Source organism: Rhizobium grahamii CCGE 502 (genome assembly GCF_000298315.2).
GTDB classification, from domain to species: Bacteria; Pseudomonadota; Alphaproteobacteria; order Rhizobiales; family Rhizobiaceae; genus Rhizobium; species Rhizobium grahamii.
This window is the reverse complement of the sequence record NZ_AEYE02000038.1, coordinates 1-16,168: the sequence shown is the minus strand read 5'-3', so window position 1 is coordinate 16,168 and position 16,168 is coordinate 1. Positions and strand designations below refer to the sequence as shown.

The 16,168-nt window shown below is 58.8% G+C and carries 17 protein-coding genes and 1 pseudogene; 17 read left to right on the top strand and 1 reads right to left on the bottom strand.

What is annotated here, in order from left to right:
* The first annotated feature begins 102 nt into the window (after positions 1 to 102).
* The 17 genes and pseudogenes from nifD (at position 103) to RGCCGE502_RS32165 (ending at position 15,453) form a co-directional block, all read left to right on the top strand.
* The gene (gene nifD, locus RGCCGE502_RS32245) at positions 103 to 1,605 is read left to right on the top strand and encodes a nitrogenase molybdenum-iron protein alpha chain (protein ID WP_016558424.1); all 1,503 of its coding nucleotides are present in this window, start codon (positions 103 to 105) and stop codon (positions 1,603 to 1,605) included.
* A gap of 121 nt (positions 1,606 to 1,726) precedes the next feature.
* Entirely contained in the window at positions 1,727 to 3,268 is a 1,542-nt protein-coding gene (gene nifK, locus RGCCGE502_RS32240) for a nitrogenase molybdenum-iron protein subunit beta (RefSeq protein ID WP_016558423.1), read from the top strand.
* A 60-nt stretch (positions 3,269 to 3,328) separates the two neighbouring features.
* The gene (gene nifE / locus RGCCGE502_RS32235) at positions 3,329 to 4,828 is read left to right on the top strand and encodes a nitrogenase iron-molybdenum cofactor biosynthesis protein NifE (protein ID WP_016558422.1); all 1,500 of its coding nucleotides are present in this window, start codon (positions 3,329 to 3,331) and stop codon (positions 4,826 to 4,828) included.
* Positions 4,825 to 6,210 carry a nitrogenase iron-molybdenum cofactor biosynthesis protein NifN gene (nifN, locus tag RGCCGE502_RS32230; RefSeq protein WP_016558421.1) on the top strand — a complete coding sequence of 462 codons (1,386 nt, stop codon included), beginning with the start codon at positions 4,825 to 4,827 and terminating at the stop codon, positions 6,208 to 6,210. The genes nifE and nifN overlap by 4 nt, the downstream gene beginning before the upstream one ends.
* Positions 6,176 to 6,673, top strand: a complete 498-nt coding sequence (nifX, locus tag RGCCGE502_RS32225; RefSeq protein WP_016558420.1) for a nitrogen fixation protein NifX — start codon at positions 6,176 to 6,178, stop codon at positions 6,671 to 6,673. The genes nifN and nifX overlap by 35 nt, the downstream gene beginning before the upstream one ends.
* A 2-nt stretch (positions 6,674 to 6,675) precedes the next feature.
* Positions 6,676 to 7,161: a NifX-associated nitrogen fixation protein gene (locus tag RGCCGE502_RS32220; protein WP_016558419.1), complete on the top strand. Its 486-nt coding sequence runs from the start codon at positions 6,676 to 6,678 to the stop codon at positions 7,159 to 7,161.
* Positions 7,162 to 7,188: 27 nt separating this feature from the next.
* Positions 7,189 to 7,392, top strand: a complete 204-nt coding sequence (locus RGCCGE502_RS32215) for a CCE_0567 family metalloprotein (RefSeq protein ID WP_016558418.1) — start codon at positions 7,189 to 7,191, stop codon at positions 7,390 to 7,392.
* Positions 7,389 to 7,706 carry a ferredoxin III, nif-specific gene (fdxB, locus tag RGCCGE502_RS32210; RefSeq protein ID WP_016558417.1) on the top strand — a complete coding sequence of 106 codons (318 nt, stop codon included), beginning with the start codon at positions 7,389 to 7,391 and terminating at the stop codon, positions 7,704 to 7,706. The genes RGCCGE502_RS32215 and fdxB overlap by 4 nt, the downstream gene beginning before the upstream one ends.
* Before the next feature lie 132 nt (positions 7,707 to 7,838).
* Positions 7,839 to 8,000, top strand: coding sequence for a hypothetical protein (locus RGCCGE502_RS39140; RefSeq protein ID WP_369333334.1), 162 nt, complete (start codon positions 7,839 to 7,841; stop codon positions 7,998 to 8,000).
* A 138-nt stretch (positions 8,001 to 8,138) separates the two neighbouring features.
* The gene (locus tag RGCCGE502_RS32200) at positions 8,139 to 8,390 is read left to right on the top strand and encodes an acyl carrier protein (RefSeq protein ID WP_016558415.1); all 252 of its coding nucleotides are present in this window, start codon (positions 8,139 to 8,141) and stop codon (positions 8,388 to 8,390) included.
* The gene (locus RGCCGE502_RS32195; RefSeq protein WP_016558414.1) at positions 8,390 to 9,580 is read left to right on the top strand and encodes an acyl-CoA dehydrogenase family protein; all 1,191 of its coding nucleotides are present in this window, start codon (positions 8,390 to 8,392) and stop codon (positions 9,578 to 9,580) included. The genes RGCCGE502_RS32200 and RGCCGE502_RS32195 overlap by 1 nt, the downstream gene beginning before the upstream one ends.
* A 4-nt stretch (positions 9,581 to 9,584) precedes the next feature.
* Complete coding sequence (locus RGCCGE502_RS32190) at positions 9,585 to 10,493, top strand: amino acid--[acyl-carrier-protein] ligase (protein ID WP_016558413.1); 909 nt, start codon at positions 9,585 to 9,587, stop codon at positions 10,491 to 10,493.
* A gap of 2 nt (positions 10,494 to 10,495) precedes the next feature.
* Positions 10,496 to 11,455, top strand: coding sequence for a DUF1839 family protein (locus tag RGCCGE502_RS32185; protein WP_019280563.1), 960 nt, complete (start codon positions 10,496 to 10,498; stop codon positions 11,453 to 11,455).
* Between the two features lie 52 nt (positions 11,456 to 11,507).
* Positions 11,508 to 11,722, top strand: a pseudogene (locus RGCCGE502_RS32180) (hypothetical protein); the annotation flags it as partial.
* Positions 11,723 to 11,908: 186 nt separating this feature from the next.
* Positions 11,909 to 12,922 carry a 1-aminocyclopropane-1-carboxylate deaminase gene (locus RGCCGE502_RS32175; RefSeq protein WP_016558410.1) on the top strand — a complete coding sequence of 338 codons (1,014 nt, stop codon included), beginning with the start codon at positions 11,909 to 11,911 and terminating at the stop codon, positions 12,920 to 12,922.
* A gap of 336 nt (positions 12,923 to 13,258) precedes the next feature.
* Positions 13,259 to 14,290 carry an aspartate-semialdehyde dehydrogenase gene (locus RGCCGE502_RS32170; RefSeq protein ID WP_016558409.1) on the top strand — a complete coding sequence of 344 codons (1,032 nt, stop codon included), beginning with the start codon at positions 13,259 to 13,261 and terminating at the stop codon, positions 14,288 to 14,290.
* Positions 14,287 to 15,453: an amino acid kinase family protein gene (locus RGCCGE502_RS32165; protein WP_016558408.1), complete on the top strand. Its 1,167-nt coding sequence runs from the start codon at positions 14,287 to 14,289 to the stop codon at positions 15,451 to 15,453. Before RGCCGE502_RS32170 ends, RGCCGE502_RS32165 begins: the two co-directional genes overlap by 4 nt.
* A 151-nt stretch (positions 15,454 to 15,604) precedes the next feature.
* On the opposite strand, the gene RGCCGE502_RS32160 is transcribed toward RGCCGE502_RS32165, so the two are convergent.
* A partial coding sequence (locus RGCCGE502_RS32160) for an IS5/IS1182 family transposase (protein WP_019280561.1) occupies positions 15,605 to 16,168 on the bottom strand: 564 nt, incomplete at its 5' end.

Sequence of the window (16,168 nt, the reverse complement as noted above, 5' to 3'; positions counted from 1 at the left end):
TCGACAGGGCGCGCCGGCCCTCTGGACCACCCGGCGCGCCCTTCCACGAACGATGCCTCGCCGGCGGGGCGTTATCCGAACCTAGAAAGGGGGCAAAGGCCCATGAGCCTTGATTACGAAAATGACAGCGATCTCCATGAGAAGCTTATAGGGGAAGTGCTGTCACAATATCCAGACAAGTCGGCGAAGCGCCGCAGGAAGCACCTCAACGTCGCAACGAGCGGCGACCAGCCGGGCCAGGAGGGAAAGGCCCTTTCCGAATGCGACGTCAAATCGAACATCAAGTCCGTTCCGGGCGTGATGACGATCCGAGGCTGCGCCTACGCCGGCTCCAAAGGCGTGGTATGGGGGCCGGTCAAGGATATGGTCCACATCTCACACGGGCCGGTCGGTTGCGGTCAATATTCCTGGTCGCAACGCCGCAATTACTACGTCGGCCTGACGGGCATCGACACGTTCGTGACGCTGCAGTTCACCTCAGACTTCCAGGAAAAGGACATCGTTTTCGGCGGTGACAAGAAGCTTGAAAAGGTCATCGACGAGATAGAAGAACTGTTTCCCCTGAACAAGGGCATCTCCGTGCAGTCCGAGTGCCCGATCGGCCTGATTGGCGATGACATTGAGGCGGTTTCGCGCAAGAAAGCCAAGGAGCACGAAAAGACGATCGTGCCGGTGCGCTGCGAAGGCTTCCGCGGCGTATCGCAGTCGCTCGGTCACCACATCGCCAACGACTCGATCCGCGACTGGGTTTTTGACAAGACGGAAGTGGAGTTCGAAGCCGGCCCTTACGATATTAACGTCGTCGGCGACTACAATATCGGCGGCGACGCCTGGGCTACGCGCATCCTCCTGGAGGAGGTGGGACTGCGCGTGGTCGGCAATTGGTCGGGAGATGCAACGCTCGCTGAGGTGGAGCGTGCGCCGAAAGCCAAGCTCAACCTCATTCACTGCTACCGCTCAATGAACTACATCTGCCGACACATGGAGGAAAAGTACGGCATCCCCTGGATGGAATACAATTTCTTCGGTCCTTCCCAGATCGAAGCCTCTCTGCGCGAGATAGCCAAGCATTTCGGGCCGGAAATCATCGACAAGACCGAGGCTGTCATAGCTAAGTACCGGCCCTTGGTCGATGCAATCATTGACAAGTACCGGCCACGCCTCGAAGGCAAGACGGTGATGCTTTATGTGGGCGGCCTGCGCCCTCGCCACGTCATCACGGCTTACGAAGACCTCGGCATGAGGATCGTCGGCACCGGCTACGAGTTCGCCCACAACGATGACTATCAGCGCACCGGCCATTACGTGAACAAGGGGACGCTGATCTATGACGACGTAACCGGTTACGAGCTGGAAAAGTTCATCGAGGGGATCCGCCCTGATCTCGTTGGTTCTGGCATCAAGGAGAAGTACCCGGTGCAGAAAATGGGCATCCCGTTCCGTCAGATGCACTCCTGGGATTATTCCGGACCGTATCACGGCTATGACGGCTTCGCCATTTTCGCCCGCGACATGGATCTGGCCATCAACAATCCTGTCTGGGACCTTTACGACGCCCCCTGGAAGAAAAAAGCCGTGCCGCCGATGGCGGTAGCGGCCGAATAAGAAACTGGCCTCCCGGGAGCAGGGGTTCGATGAACGCCCGCGACCTTTGATCCGCGGGAACCTGAAATGTCTCGAGGTCCTGTGCCGCCGCCCGGCGCGCCAGAAGGAAAAGGTGACCACCATGCCGCAGTCGGCCGAAAAAGTTCTCGACCATGCTCCCTTGTTCCGCGAGCCGGAATATAGGCAGATGCTCGCCGAGAAGAAGCTGAATTTTGAATGCCCGCACCCGGACCAGATCGTTACCGATCAACGCGAGTACACCAAGACCTGGGAATACCGCGAAAAAAACCTCGCCCGCGAAGCCCTCGTCGTGAACCCGGCCAAGGCCTGCCAACCGCTCGGTGCCGTGTTCGCGGCCGCAGGCTTCGAGCGGACCATGTCCTTCGTTCACGGCAGCCAGGGGTGCGTTGCCTATTACCGTTCGCATCTGTCGCGGCACTTCAAGGAACCGTCATCAGCGGTTTCGTCCTCGATGACCGAGGATGCAGCGGTGTTCGGCGGCTTGAAGAACATGGTCGACGGGCTCGCCAATACCTATGCGCTCTACGACCCGAAGATGATTGCTGTATCGACCACCTGTATGGCGGAGGTCATCGGTGACGACCTGCATAGCTTCATCGAGAACGCCAAGAGCGAGGGCTCGGTCCCGCCCGACTTCGATGTTCCTTTCGCCCACACCCCCGCTTTCGTCGGCAGCCACGTCGATGGCTATGATGGCATGATCAAGGGCATTCTGGAGAACTTCTGGAACGGCAGCGCACGCAAGGAAGTGGCTAAAGCCATCAACATCATTCCCGGCTTCGACGGCTTCTGCGTCGGCAACAACCGCGAACTCAAGCGCCTACTCGACATAATGGGCGTATTCTACATCTTCATCCAGGATGCCTCCGACCAGTTCGACACGCCGTCGGACGGTATGTACCGCATGTATGACGGCGGCACGAAGATCGAGGACGTGAAGTCGGCATTAAACGCCGAAGCGACACTGTCGCTGCAGCACTATAACACCCGCAAAACGCTGGAATACTGCAACGAGGTCGGTCAGGCGACGGCCTCGTTCCACTATCCGCTGGGTGTCAAGGCGACCGACGAATTCCTGATGAAGATCTCGGAGATTTCCGGCAAGGAAATCCCCGGGAAAATCGGCATGGAGCGCGGCAGACTTGTCGACGCTATTGCGGACAGTCAGGCCTGGCTGCACGGCAAGAAATACGCGATCTACGGTGATCCCGACTTCGTCTACGCCGTTGCCCGGTTCGTCATGGAAACTGGCGGTGAGCCTTCCCACTGCCTCGCCACAAACGGAACGTCGGCCTGGGAAGCCGAGATGAAGGAACTGCTCGCATCCTCGCCCTTTGGCAAGGATGCCCAGGTTTGGGCGGGCAAGGACCTCTGGGCGTTGCGCTCGCTGCTCTTCACCGAACCCGTGGACCTGCTAATCGGCAATTCTTATGGCAAGTATCTCGAGCGCGACACCGGCACCCCATTGATCCGGCTGACCTTTCCTATTTTCGACCGGCACCATCACCACCGTTTCCCGCTCATGGGCTACCTGGGCGGACTGCGCATCTTAACGACGATCCTCGACAAGATCTTCGACAAGCTCGATCGCGAGACGAGCGAGCCGGGTGTGACGGACTATTCTTATGACCTGACCCGCTAGGAGCGGCGGTCGGCCCTGTTACGGCCGGCCGACTTCATTTGGACTTGGAGACCCGGCGCAATGCCCTCGCTCACTGCTAAAATCCAGGATGTCTTCAACGAGCCCGCATGCGAGAAGAACCGCAGCAAGGATGCCAAGGCGCGCAAAAGCGGCTGTTCGAAGCCGCTGACACCGGGGGCGGCAGCCGGCGGCTGCGCTTTCGACGGCGCGAAGATCGTGCTGCAGCCGATCACCGACGTCGCGCATCTGATCCATGCCCCACTTGCCTGCGAGGGCAACTCCTGGGACAACCGCGGCACGGCTTCGTCCGGGCCGATGCTTTGGCGCACGAGCTTCACAACCGACCTCACGGAACTCGACGTGGTAATGGGGAAGGGGGAGCGGAAGCTGTTCAAAGCAATCCGCGAGATCAACGAAGCGTATGCGCCGCCGGCGATCTTCGTCTATTCGACCTGCGTGACGGCGCTGATCGGCGACGATATCGAGGCGGTCTGCAAGCGTGCTGCGGAAAAGTTCGGCTTGCCGGTGGTGCCGGTCAATTCGCCGGGCTTCGTCGGTTCCAAGAATCTTGGCAACAAGCTTGCCGGCGAGACGTTGCTGGACCATGTCATCGGCACGGTGGAACCTGATGATGTAGGCTCTTACGACATCAATATCCTTGGTGAATTCAACCTCTCCGGCGAGTTCTGGCTGGTGAAGCCGCTCCTTGATCGCCTCGGCATCCGGGTGCGCGCCTGCATTCCGGGCGACGCGCGCTACCGGGATGTTGCCTGCGCGCACCGCGCCAAGGCGTCGATGTTGGTGTGCTCGACGGCACTTATAAATCTCGCCCGCGAGATGAAGGAGCGCTGGGACATCCCATTCTTCGAGGGCTCCTTCTACGGTATCACCGACACCTCGGAAGCACTCAGGCAGATCGCCAAACTGCTCGTGGCGAAGGGCGCCAATCCGGAAATCCTTACGCGCACTGAGGCATTGATCGAGGAGGAGGAGGCGATTGCGTGGAAGAAACTCGCGGCATACCGGCCGAGGCTCCAAGGCAAGCGCGTGCTGCTCAACACCGGCGGTGTGAAGTCCTGGTCGGTTGTCCATGCACTGATGGAGATCGGCATCGAGATCGTCGGTACCTCCGTCAAGAAATCGACGGTCGAAGACAAGGAACGCATCAAGCAGATTCTCAAGGACGAGAACCACATGTTCGAGTCGATGGCGCCGCGCGAGCTTTACACCATGCTCGCGGACCATCAAGTCGACATTATGCTCTCGGGCGGGCGCACGCAATTCGTTGCGCTGAAGGCCAAGACCCCCTGGCTCGATATCAACCAGGAGCGGCACCATCCCTATGCTGGTTATGACGGCATGGTAGAACTCGTACGCCAGATCGACCTTGCCATTCATAACCCGATCTGGCGCCAGGTGAGGGAGCCGGCACCTTGGGAATACCAACCTGGTGTCGAGGAAGAGCTGCCGAGTACGCAGGGCGGACCCGAGACAGTCCACGCCAAAAAAGAATCCGCACCGCAACTGTTGGCTTCGGCAAGCGCTGAGGAAAGCCTATGACCCGTATTCTTCCACAAACCAGATCGGCGGCGGTCAATCCGCTAAAGTCGTCGCAGCCGCTTGGCGCCGCCCTCGCCTTTCTGGGGGTCAGTAGTGCGATACCGTTGTTCCATGGCAGCCAAGGCTGCACCAGCTTCGCCCTGGTACTTCTCGTGCGGCACTTCAAGGAAGTCATTCCGTTGCAGACGACGGCGATGGACGAGGTGGCCACGATCCTAGGCGGCATGGGCCATCTCGAAGAGGCGATCCTCAATCTAAAGACCCGCACGAACCCGAAGCTGATCGGGATCTGTACAACGGCGCTGGTGGAAACCCGCAGCGAAGATTTCGCAAGGGATCTCTCGAACATCAAAATGCTGCGCGCCAGAGAACTCGCAGGCACCGAGATCGTTCTGGCCAACACGCCGGATTTCGATGGCGCGATCGAGGAGGGCTGGGCCAGGGCGGTCACTGCAATGATCCAAAGGATTACACTGCGGGGTGAGCAGGCGCGGCAGTCGAAGAAGATCGCGATCCTGCCAGGGTGGAATCTCACCGTCGCCGACATCGAGCATTTGCGCGAAACGGTAGAAAGCTTCGGGCTTAAGGCGGTGATTCTACCCGACCTCTCCGGCTCGCTCGACGGTACGGTGCCCGACGATCGGTGGGTGCCGACCAGCTATGGCGGAACCACCGTCAAGGACATCCAGGAGCTTGGAACAGCGATGCAGTGCATCGCAATCGGCGAACATATGCGCCGCCCGGCGGAGGTACTGCAGGGGCTGACCGGAGTGCCTTACGCGTTGTTCCAGTCGCTTACAGGATTGACGGACACAGATCGCTTCGTCTCGCTGCTTTCGTCGGTTTCCGGTGCTTCAGCGCCGGCGAGAATCCGCCGCCGCCGCTCGCAGCTGCAGGACGCCTTGCTCGACGGACATTTCCATCTCAGCGGTAAAAAGATTGCCATCGCCGCCGAGCCGGACCAACTTTACCAGCTCGCGACGTTCTTCACCGGCATGGGGGCCGAGATCGCAGCGGCTGTCACCACGACCGGCACCTCGAAAATTCTCGAGAAAGTGCCGGCTGAGCAGGTCCAGGTCGGCGATCTTGGTGATCTCGAAGCTCTTGCAGCGGGCGCTGATCTGCTTGTCACACATTCGCATGGACGGCAGGCGGCCGAGCGCCTGGGCATTCCGCTCATGCGCGCGGGCTTCCCGATTTTCGACCGACTCGGCAGCCAGCACAGGCTCACGACGCTTTATCAGGGGACGCGCGACCTGATCTTCGATGTTGCCAATATCTTCCAGGCCAGGCAGCACGCGCCGACGCCTCAATCACTCGACCCATTCCGTAACCGAGAAGTGCCAGATGACAGCCGCCCGCCGACTTTCTCTCGTCACTGACGAGGTTCACCCACCGGGGCCCAAAGGGAAATCAGGTTCATTGCGTGTAGCGATCGCCACGCAAGATATGAAGAGCCTCAATGCTCATTTTGGATCGGCCAAACGCTTCGCCATCTATGACGTGAGCCCCGAAGGCTGGAAACTTGTGGAAGTCCTGGACTTCGAAGACGTTTCCGACGAGAGCGGGGAGCATCGCACCGAGGGCGAGGACCGCATTACCCCGAAAGTAGAGGCACTGAAGGGCTGTCACCTGCTATTTTGCCTGGCCATCGGCGGACCCTCGGCAGCTAAGGTTGTTTCGGCCAAGATCCACCCGATCAAAGTGCCCAATCCTCAATCAATCGAAGACGTACTGTCCCGAACCCGGACGATGCTCAGGACGGCTCCGCCGCCCTGGTTGCGCAAGGTGCTAACGGAAGCAGGCGCGGTAAAAAAGAAACCGTTCGACGATGAGGACGACTAATCATGGGAACATTGACTGGTATTGCGAATGGCCGTGCTGTCAATGAGGATAGGGCCCTTGCCACCCCTTTCCTCAGATGCCTCATACGGCTCGTCCGCGCTCAGGACACCCATGGGGCATGGGAGAGCAAATGCGACGCCGACCTGCTGGCCGCCTTCATCCTCACCAAGGAGCAGCGCCGTAAGATCCCGATCATCGGCGATCCCGATCCGGACGTGCTGTGGCGGCTCCAGACTTTTTACACCTGCGTGGGACTGGCGATCGAGGAGCGCGCCGGCCTGGTGGCCTCGCCGCTCATGTCAATTAGCCACGAGGGCTTCGGCCGCGTGCTTCTCACGACTGGGCGGTTGGTCGTTCTGTCGAAGACCCTGCGCGATGTCCACCGGTTCGGCTTTGAGACGCTTGGCAAACTTGCCGAGGTTGGCACGAAAATGGTCGACGATGCGATCGCAGTCATCGACGTCTATCCCAATGTGGCGCGGGCGTGATGGGCCCGATTTTTGAGGAAGGAGATCATGTCAGACCTTGAGGAACTGCAGAAGAAGGTCCGCAAGCTGCAGTCGCGGGCTGGCAATGCAAAGATGGAATTGCACGACCTAGCCGAGGACCTCCCGGTCAACTGGACCGAGATCAAGGCGGTCGCCGAGAAGACGTTCGGGGTTTTTGCCGAGTTGGAGGCTGCCAAGCGAGAGTTCGGCGCATTGGAGAACTCACGATGATTGGCCCTTTCGTTACCCGCGACGGCTCCGGATGGATGCCGGAATACCTGAGCGCTATCGATGGCGCGACCTGCATCGGTTGCGGCCGCTGCTTTAAGGTCTGCTCGCGCGAGGTCATGCACCTTCACGGCATCGATGACACCGGTGAAATCCTCGGCATCTGCGACGGCCAGGACGACGACTTCGATGGCGAGCTCAATCGCATGATCATGGTCGTCGACCATGCCGGCCGTTGCATTGGCTGCGGAGCCTGTGCCCGCGTCTGCCCGAAGAACTGCCAGACTCATGTTGCCGCAGACAAGGTTGCTGCGTGATCTTGCGAACAAATCAGGAGAACAGAGTTGCCCGCCAGAATCTTTTTCTGCCTCCTGCTGCTCGTCGTAGGCGCCAGTGGCCTAACGAGCTACTTCGTCTCGCATTCCATCCGCAGCGTAGTGGTCACAACGATGGGTGCTTGGCTCCTTCTTCAAGTCGCTTATTTCGCAAGCATGTTCTTTCTCATCTGGCGGTCTAGCCGCGCTCAGAGCGGTCGCCAAAAGACTAAGCGTTTCGATCATTGCCAGGAAGGACGCTATCAATCGCAAGCGTATCATGAGGGCGACAAATGAATGCTCCGACGCGCTCCAACCGGGTCCAACACTCCGAGTATCGGCGCCCCCTTAGGTGGGCTTTCCCTATTTCTTCTCGGCTCAGGATAAGACGGCGTGACTGTCATAATGTTTGCGATTGCCTAGAGGGCCTACAGGATGAATGAGACTATTCGCGATTTGCTGGCCAAGTGTGGCGCGCTCCCCATCACGATGGATCAGATTGCCGACGACGCTGATCTCTATGCGGCAGGCTTGTCTTCCTTTGCGTCGGTGCAACTCATGCTCGGCATCGAAGAGGCTTTCGATATCGAGTTTCCCGACAATCTGCTGAACCGTAAATCCTTTGCCAGCATCGTTGCCATCGAAAAGACAGTCGGCATGATCCTTAATAGCCGAAAGGTCGTCTGATGAACGTCGAGGGCGCTCTGATGGAAGCCAGGGCCGGAGACGCGGCGGCGGTGCGTGCCGCGCGCGTCTCGGCGATCGCCGGCAAATATGCCGATCCTGTCGACGTCGAAGGCCGCTTCCCGCGCGAGGCGGTGGAGGCGATGCGGGCCGAGAAGCTTCTGTCGATCCAGATCCCCACCCATCTTGGTGGCGAGGGTGCGTCGATCACCGAGATCGCCGAGCTCTGCTCGATCCTCGGGCAGACCTGTGCTGCCAGCGCCATGGTTTTCGCCATGCACCAGATCAAGCTGTCGAGCCTGGTCGAACATAGCGCCGGCAGCGACTGGCACCGGGACTTCATGCGCCGTATCGCTAAAGAACAGCTTCTGCTGGCGTCGGCGACGTCGGAACGCGGGATCGGCGGCAATCTGCGCAATAGCATCTGCGCCCTCAAGTTCGAGGGCGACACCTGTTTTTTGGAGAAGGATGCGACCGTCATCTCCTATGGTGCCCATGCCGATGCGATCCTGATCACCTCGCGCAGCCATGCCGAGGCGGCCCCCTCCAACCAAGTGCTGACTGTCTTCCTCAGGGATCAATACAGGCTTGAGCGCACTATAGAGTGGAACGCACTCGGCATGCGCGGCACCTGCTCCGACGGCTTCCTCTTCAAGGGCGAGGCGCTGGCCGCACAGATCCTGCCGACGCCGTTCGCCGAGATCGCCGCGCAGTCGATGCTGGCAAGCTCGCATCTGCTCTGGAGCGGCGTCTGGTACGGCATTGCTGCCGATGCGGTCGCCCGTGCCCAGGCTTTCGTGCGTGATGCCGCCCGCAAATCGCCCGGCACGCCGCCCGGGGCGCTGCGTCTGGCGGAGGTTTCCAGCCTGTTGCAGATGGTGAAATCCAATGTAGTTGGCGGCCTGAAAATCTATGAAGAGGCTAGGGCCGATCCCAATCGGCTCTCTTCCATGGCCTTTGCCGTCGCCATGAATAACGTCAAAATCGCGTCGTCGGAGATGATCTTGCCGATCATCAACCACGCCATGCTCATCTGCGGCCTCTTGGGCTACCAAAACGGCACGCCCTATAGTCTCGGTCGCCATCTGCGCGATGCGCATTCCGCTCAATTGATGATCTCGGACGAACGTATTCTCGGCAATACGTCGACCATGCTGCTCGTCCATAAGCAAGATACCAGCCTGTTGGGGTAATGGCATGGATATACAAACGTCGTTTCTCGACCTTCTTTTCGAATCCGGTCTTCTGATCGACACCGGCGTTGACGGCCTCTATGGCCGCAGCGCCCAGTTTGAAGATGTCATCGCCGCCTTCGAGCGGCTGATCGACAGGTTCGGCGGCGCCGATGGCGCCGAAGTCATCCGCTTTCCGTCGGGCATGAACCGCGCCTTCTTTGAGACGAGCGGCTACATGAAGAGCTTTCCGCAGCTCGCCGGCACCGTGCACAGCTTCTGCGGCAACGAGCTCGACCACATGAGCCTGCTGAAATGCATGGAAGTCGGCGAAGACTGGACGAAGGACCAGGAAGCGACGGACATCGTGCTGACGCCGGCGGCCTGCTATCCCCTCTACCCGACAGTCGCGAAGCGCGGTCCCTTGCCGGAGGGCGGCGCGCTGTTCGACCTGCAGTCCTATTGCTTCCGCCATGAGCCTTCCAAGGACCCGGCCCGCCAGCAGCTATTTCGCATGCGCGAATATGTCTGCATGGGCACCGACAAGCATGTCACGGATTTCCGCCAGAGCTGGATGGATCGCGTCGCCGAGATGATGAAGGCCGTCGGTCTCGAGGTCACCATCGATGTCGCCAACGATCCGTTCTTCGGCCGCGCCGGCAAGATGCTCGCCAACAATCAGCGCGACCAGAAACTGAAGTTCGAGCTGCTGATCCCGATCACCTCCACCGCCAAGCCGACCGCTTGCATGAGCTTCAACTACCATCAGGACGCCTTCGGCGCGAAATGGGGTCTGAACCTCGAGGACGGCAGCGTCGCGCACACTGCATGCGTCGGATTCGGTCTCGAGCGCATCGCGCTTGCCCTTCTCCATCATCATGGGCTCGATACCGTGGATTGGCCCGAGAGCGTGCGCAAGGCACTGTGGGGTTGATCATGGCTTCCGTCTTCAGGGACCTCGATCCCGCTACCCATAAGTCGCACGCGCTGCACGCCAGCGAGCGCATGTGGCCCGAAACCAACTGCTATATCGACCTCTGGATCGAAGTGCTGAACACGCTTAGGCTTCCTCCAGAAGCCATGCTCGGCTTCACTGTGACTCTGGATTTCGAGGGCGACCAGTTCCCCTTCTTCAAGGTGCCGCTCGAAGATCTTGAAGCGATCTACGGCATCCGCTGCACGGAGCTGGCGATCTACGACGAGGTCCATCATCACGTTGCCGAACAGATCGGTCGTGGCCGGCTTTGCCTAGTGGAGATGGACCCCTTCTTTATGCCGGATACGCAGGGCCTCGGCTATCGCTGCGAGCACGGCAAGACGACGATGGCGATCAATCGGCTTGATATCGCTGGCCGTTCGCTCGACTATTTTCACAATGGCGGCTTCTTCAGCCTTTCGGGCGACGATTTCGACGGACTGTTGCATTTGCAGCTTACGGAAGAGGATCCGCCGTTCCTGCCCTATACCGAATTTGCTAAATTCCCGGAAAAGGCGCCGGGAGAATTCGCCATTCGGCAAACGTCACGGCAGCTCCTGGGTTTCCATTTCTGCCGCCGCCCCACGGCCAACCCCATACGTGCCTTCGCGGCGGTTTTCCCGGCGCAGGCGGAAGCGGTGGCCGAGCGGTCCTTCGGCTTTTTCCATAAATATGCCTTCAATACGCTGCGCCAGCTCGGGGCCAATTTCGAGCTGACGGGCAGTCATCTCGATTGGCTGTCGGCGGATTTCGCTGAGGCGGCTGGTGAGGCACGGAGGATTTCGGAGGTGGCGAAATCAGTGCAGTTCCAGCTTGCCAGAGCCGTGACGCGCAAGAAATTCGAGCCGTTGCAGATGGCGCTTGAGGCGGCCGTGGACGCCCGGGATTCCATGATGGGCCTGCTTGAACAAAAGCTGTAGTCGAACATGATCTGCTCCAAAAGTCGCTTTTCACTTTGTGGGATCATGTTTTGTCGATGCGAAAGTGGCGCAGTTTCTTTCCGCCACGCGACTGTCGCCATCACTCGCCGTCGTTGCGGCGGCAGCGAGATCCACCAGCTGGCGGCGATGCTCGGCCTGCCGAAGCGATTGTCGGTGAGCACGATCGTGGAAGAGATCATTCCGGCGGTTGCCCGATCGCTTCGCCCGGATGTCCCCTATGTCCTCAATTCGCCCTTCGGCGGCGCCACAGGTCGATCTTGAAGCTATCGGGCGGAGGATGATTGATTGCACTTGCCGCCGGGTCCGATGCGGCGGCTGAGGCTTCATCCGAGAGCTGGAACGTCTGCAGAGGCTGTTCCCACCGGTCAGTTCCGAACCCTGGGTAGCCGGCGAATGGTTGAAGTCTAATTAAGTACGTCACCGGAGAGAACATTGCTGAAGAAGTTCGAACGATACCCGCTCACCTTTGGACCTACGCCCATTGAGAAGCTCGACCGCCTCGGCAAGCACCTAGGGGGAAAGGTGGAAATCTACGCCAAACGGGAGGACTGCAACTCCGGTCTCGCGTTAGGCGGAAATAAGCTTCGCAAGCTGGAATACATCATCCCCGCTGCGATCGCGTCAAAAGCCGATACGCTTGTTTCCATCGGCGGCGTGCAGTCCAACCACACGCGGATGGTTGCGGCGGTCGCCGCCAAGATCGGCATGAAATGCGTGCTTGTACAAGAAAGCTGGGTACCACATGAAGATGCCGTTTACGACCGAGTCGGAAACATTCTCTTGAGCCGTATCATGGGAGCAGAGGTGCGGCTGGTCGATGAGGGCTTTGACATCGGCATCCGCGGCAGTTGGGAAGCGGCACTCGACGAGGTCAAGTCCAGAGGGGGTAGACCTTACGCAATACCAGCCGGGGCATCGGTTCACACATTGGGTGGTCTCGGCTACGTCGGCTTCGCGGAGGAAGTCCGTGCACAGGAGAAGCAGCTTGGATTTGCCTTCGACTACATCGTGGTTTGCACGGTGACGGGGTCGACGCAAGCCGGCATGGTGGTCGGGTTCGCAAGAGACGGGCGACAGCGCAACGTGATCGGGATCGATGCCTCCGCAACCCCCGCCCAAGCCAAGGCACAAGTGCTAAAAATTGCTCGGCATACTGCAACGCTCGTTGAGCTCGGCAAGGAAATCGACGGCGACGACGTGCTTTTGCTCGAGGGGTATGCGTATCCCAGTTATGGCATTCCGTCCGAGGAAACGAAGGAGGCCATCCGCTTGTGCGCGCGGTTGGAGGGCATGATCATCGATCCCGTCTACGAGGGCAAATCAATGCAAGGGATGGTCAACCTCGTGCAGAAGGGCTTTTTTCCAGAGGGATCGAAGGTCCTCTACGCGCATCTGGGTGGCGGGCCGGCCATCAATGGTTACAGCTATACCTTTCGCAACGGCTGACGCCAGGCGATGTTGCGGCGCACGCAGGCGCCAAGTGATCGCACTGCTTCACGAAGGTGCTCTTGCGAGTCTCGGATATTTTAGGACCAACGTTGGCAGTGACAGGGCGCCTGCAAGAAATAGTACAGTATGCTGAATGTTTTCTTTGTGATGCACAGCGGGTGCATTCTACTCGCCTACCGAACCTAGTAGTTTTTGATGATTCCATCATCACATAGAGTGTGGTGGTGCGGTGGTCGTCCACCATACCCCAGTAGGAGCCTCACACAGCCTTCTATAGGAGCAGAACATAGCCACGCGGGCAGCGAGCTGCCCGGAACTGCCCTCTGGAGTATCATGAGAGCCTTGGATATTTCTATCATTGGAGCAACGGGGGCCGTCGGAGCTGAACTGATCAAGTTGCTGGAATCGAGCGAATTCCCGGTCTCTCGGTTACGGCTGCTGGCATCCCGCACTTCGGGCGGTCGTCGCTTGAGGTTTCGAGATGAAATCTGCATCGTGGAGCCACTCGACGAGATCAACGATACCCAAGCCGATATCGCATTCTTTTCCGCAGGCGGCGCGGTAAGCGCCAAATATGGACATCTGTTCGCCGCCCAAGGCGCCCTCGTGATCGACAACTCGAACGCCTTTCGAATGAATCCGAACGTACCACTCCTCGTACCACAAGTTAATCCTAATGCGCTCGCGGCTCGCCCGCGTTCGGGGATAGTGGCAAACCCAAACTGTTCCACAATTCAGCTGGTCCGCGTTCTCAGACCAATGGTAACTGCCTTTGATGTTCATCAGGTCATTTTGACCACTTATCAGGCGGCCTCGGGGGGCGGCCTGAAAGGGATCGACGAGTTATTGGAAGGATCCAGAGCCGCACTGGCTGGGCGAGCGCCTCAATGCGCGAAGCATTTCCCTTTTCCCCTTGCGTTCAATGTAATACCGCAAGTTGGTGAGATCGCCTCGGAGGGGGTAACTTTAGAAGAGCGCAAGCTCGTTCAAGAGTCTCGAAAAATCTTGGGTCTGCCTCATCTGCGGTTAACCTCCACCTGCGTTCGGGTTCCCGTAGTAAATGGCCATTCGGAGGCGGTTTATCTCGAGCTACACGAGCCCGTTCCCCTGGAGCGGGTTCATGAGTTGCTGGCAATAGAGCCCGATGTTCGGCTTTATTTAGACGGAACTCACGAAGAATACCCCACGCCGCGCCTTCTCAAAGATCCTACGATTGTTCACGTCGGGCGCGTGAGGGTTAACCCCCAAAATCCGTGCGGGCTCTGGCTCTGGATCGTCGCAGATAATCTTCAGGTTGGTGCGGCGCTTAACGCACTTCTCATCGCAAAGCTTGCAATTTGCAACAACGTCATTGGTGGAAAATGAACGCAACGGTTCTGAAATTCGGAGGCTCTAGTTTTCGGCATCCCGAAGACTTCGGTCGAGTCGCTCGGCATTTAGCCGAGAGACTCGCGGCCGGTGGAAACAAAATCGTTGCCGTGGTCAGCGCAATGTCGGGAACGACCGACAACCTCAAAGCACTCACGCTCGGCGTCAATAAACAAGCAAAACCATCGAACCTCGATGCGGCGCTTGCGACCGGAGAAATGCTCAGTGCCTGCCTGTTGGAGGCCGCCGTAAGCCGGGAAGGGATTCCCGTGATGTCTTTAAACGGCTATTCTCTTGGGATACGTACCAATTCAGACTTCGGCCGCGCTTCAATAGAAAGCGTAGATCCTTGTTCAATTATCGCAGCACTACAGAAGAATGACATTGTCATTGCCACAGGCGGACAGGCAATTGATCAGTCGGGCAGGTTAACGTTTCTCGGCAGAAATAGCTCTGATCTGACAGCTATCGTAATTGCCTCCATGTTGGGAGAACACATTTGTGAAATATACTCGGATGTTCCGGGCGTCTATACAGCAGACCCTTATCTCGTGCCGGGAGCGAGACTGATTCCGGAGATTGCCTATAGGACAATCGCACGGATGTCGAGATATGGCGCGAAAGTGCTGCACCACAGGGCGGTGGAGTATGCCGAAAAGCACTCGGTCACCATTGCTTGCAAATCGCTCACGAGCGGCGGAGTAGTTAGTGGCACGGTCGTCACAGGGCATGGGAACGCCCCTTCTGTGACACTGGCTCCCGACGCAGCGGTGTTGTCGTGCGGCAGTATCGCGGAACGCGACAGGCTCCGCGCGCTTCTTGACCAAGAGGACATCAGCGCAATTTGCACGGAGGACAACCGCGGGGCCGGCATATGCATTTTAAGCGACGTTGATTTTGCCCTTCGGATTGTCGAGCTGACCGGCAGCCGCTCGGTCTCCGTTGGTTCAAAATTCGCAGTGACAGAGCTGGATTCTTCAACGTTGCGCGTCCATTTGGAAGACGATCATAAGCTGGCGATTTCCCGGACGCGTGAGATCCATGAGCGAATGTATCCCGGAACAGGCGGCGACCCTGTTGCGCCGATTGCGGCTAAGCAGCGCTCCACTCATAGTTCGATGCTCATCCGGACTAATGATACGTCGGAAAATGCACAATAATGCCGTCGAGAGTGCCGAAGAGGAGACGCCACCGCACAAAGACACTCGAGGCCCGCGCGTGAGGGAGCGCGTAAAAAGCAGGAATGCGCGGATATTCAGCTTGCTTGTCATCCCTGCCGGTGTTGAATAGTCGATCGTGAAGAACTCGCTTTCAAGCCGTTTGCTGCGGCAGTGGTCGGCTCTGGAACGCGAGGAAGAGTGCGGCGAACAGACACAAAAGTTGCCTGAACCATCGCAGCAGGAGGGAGAAGTTGTAGCCGGCGGCGGCCAGAACCGCGTTGACGGCATCCCCCTGTTCGCCAGCGAGATAATTCCGGTCCATTCTGTGTTCGCTCTTGAGGTGTCCAATGACGGGCTCGACCGCCGATCGTCGTCGCATCTGGCGCTTGATGGCGGGCGTGATGCGGCGCTTCTGGCCGCTGGTGAAGACCCTCAGCTTGTGACTTTGGGGAGCATTATGGCCGCGGTATCCAGCATCGGCCAGTATGCGGGAGAGCTCGTTGCCGATCATCTTTTCCATATCCGGAATGACGGTCGCGAGCGTGTGGCCGTCGTAGGGATTGCCGGGCAGCGCCGTCGCGTGCAGGGCGAACTGGCCGCCCTTTGAACGGTTCAGTGTCGTGGCCACGGACACCTTCACTCCGAACTCATAAGGCTTGTGCGCCTTGCCTTTACCGTAAGCGGTTAGCCGACCACGCTCGACTCGAAGTTCCAC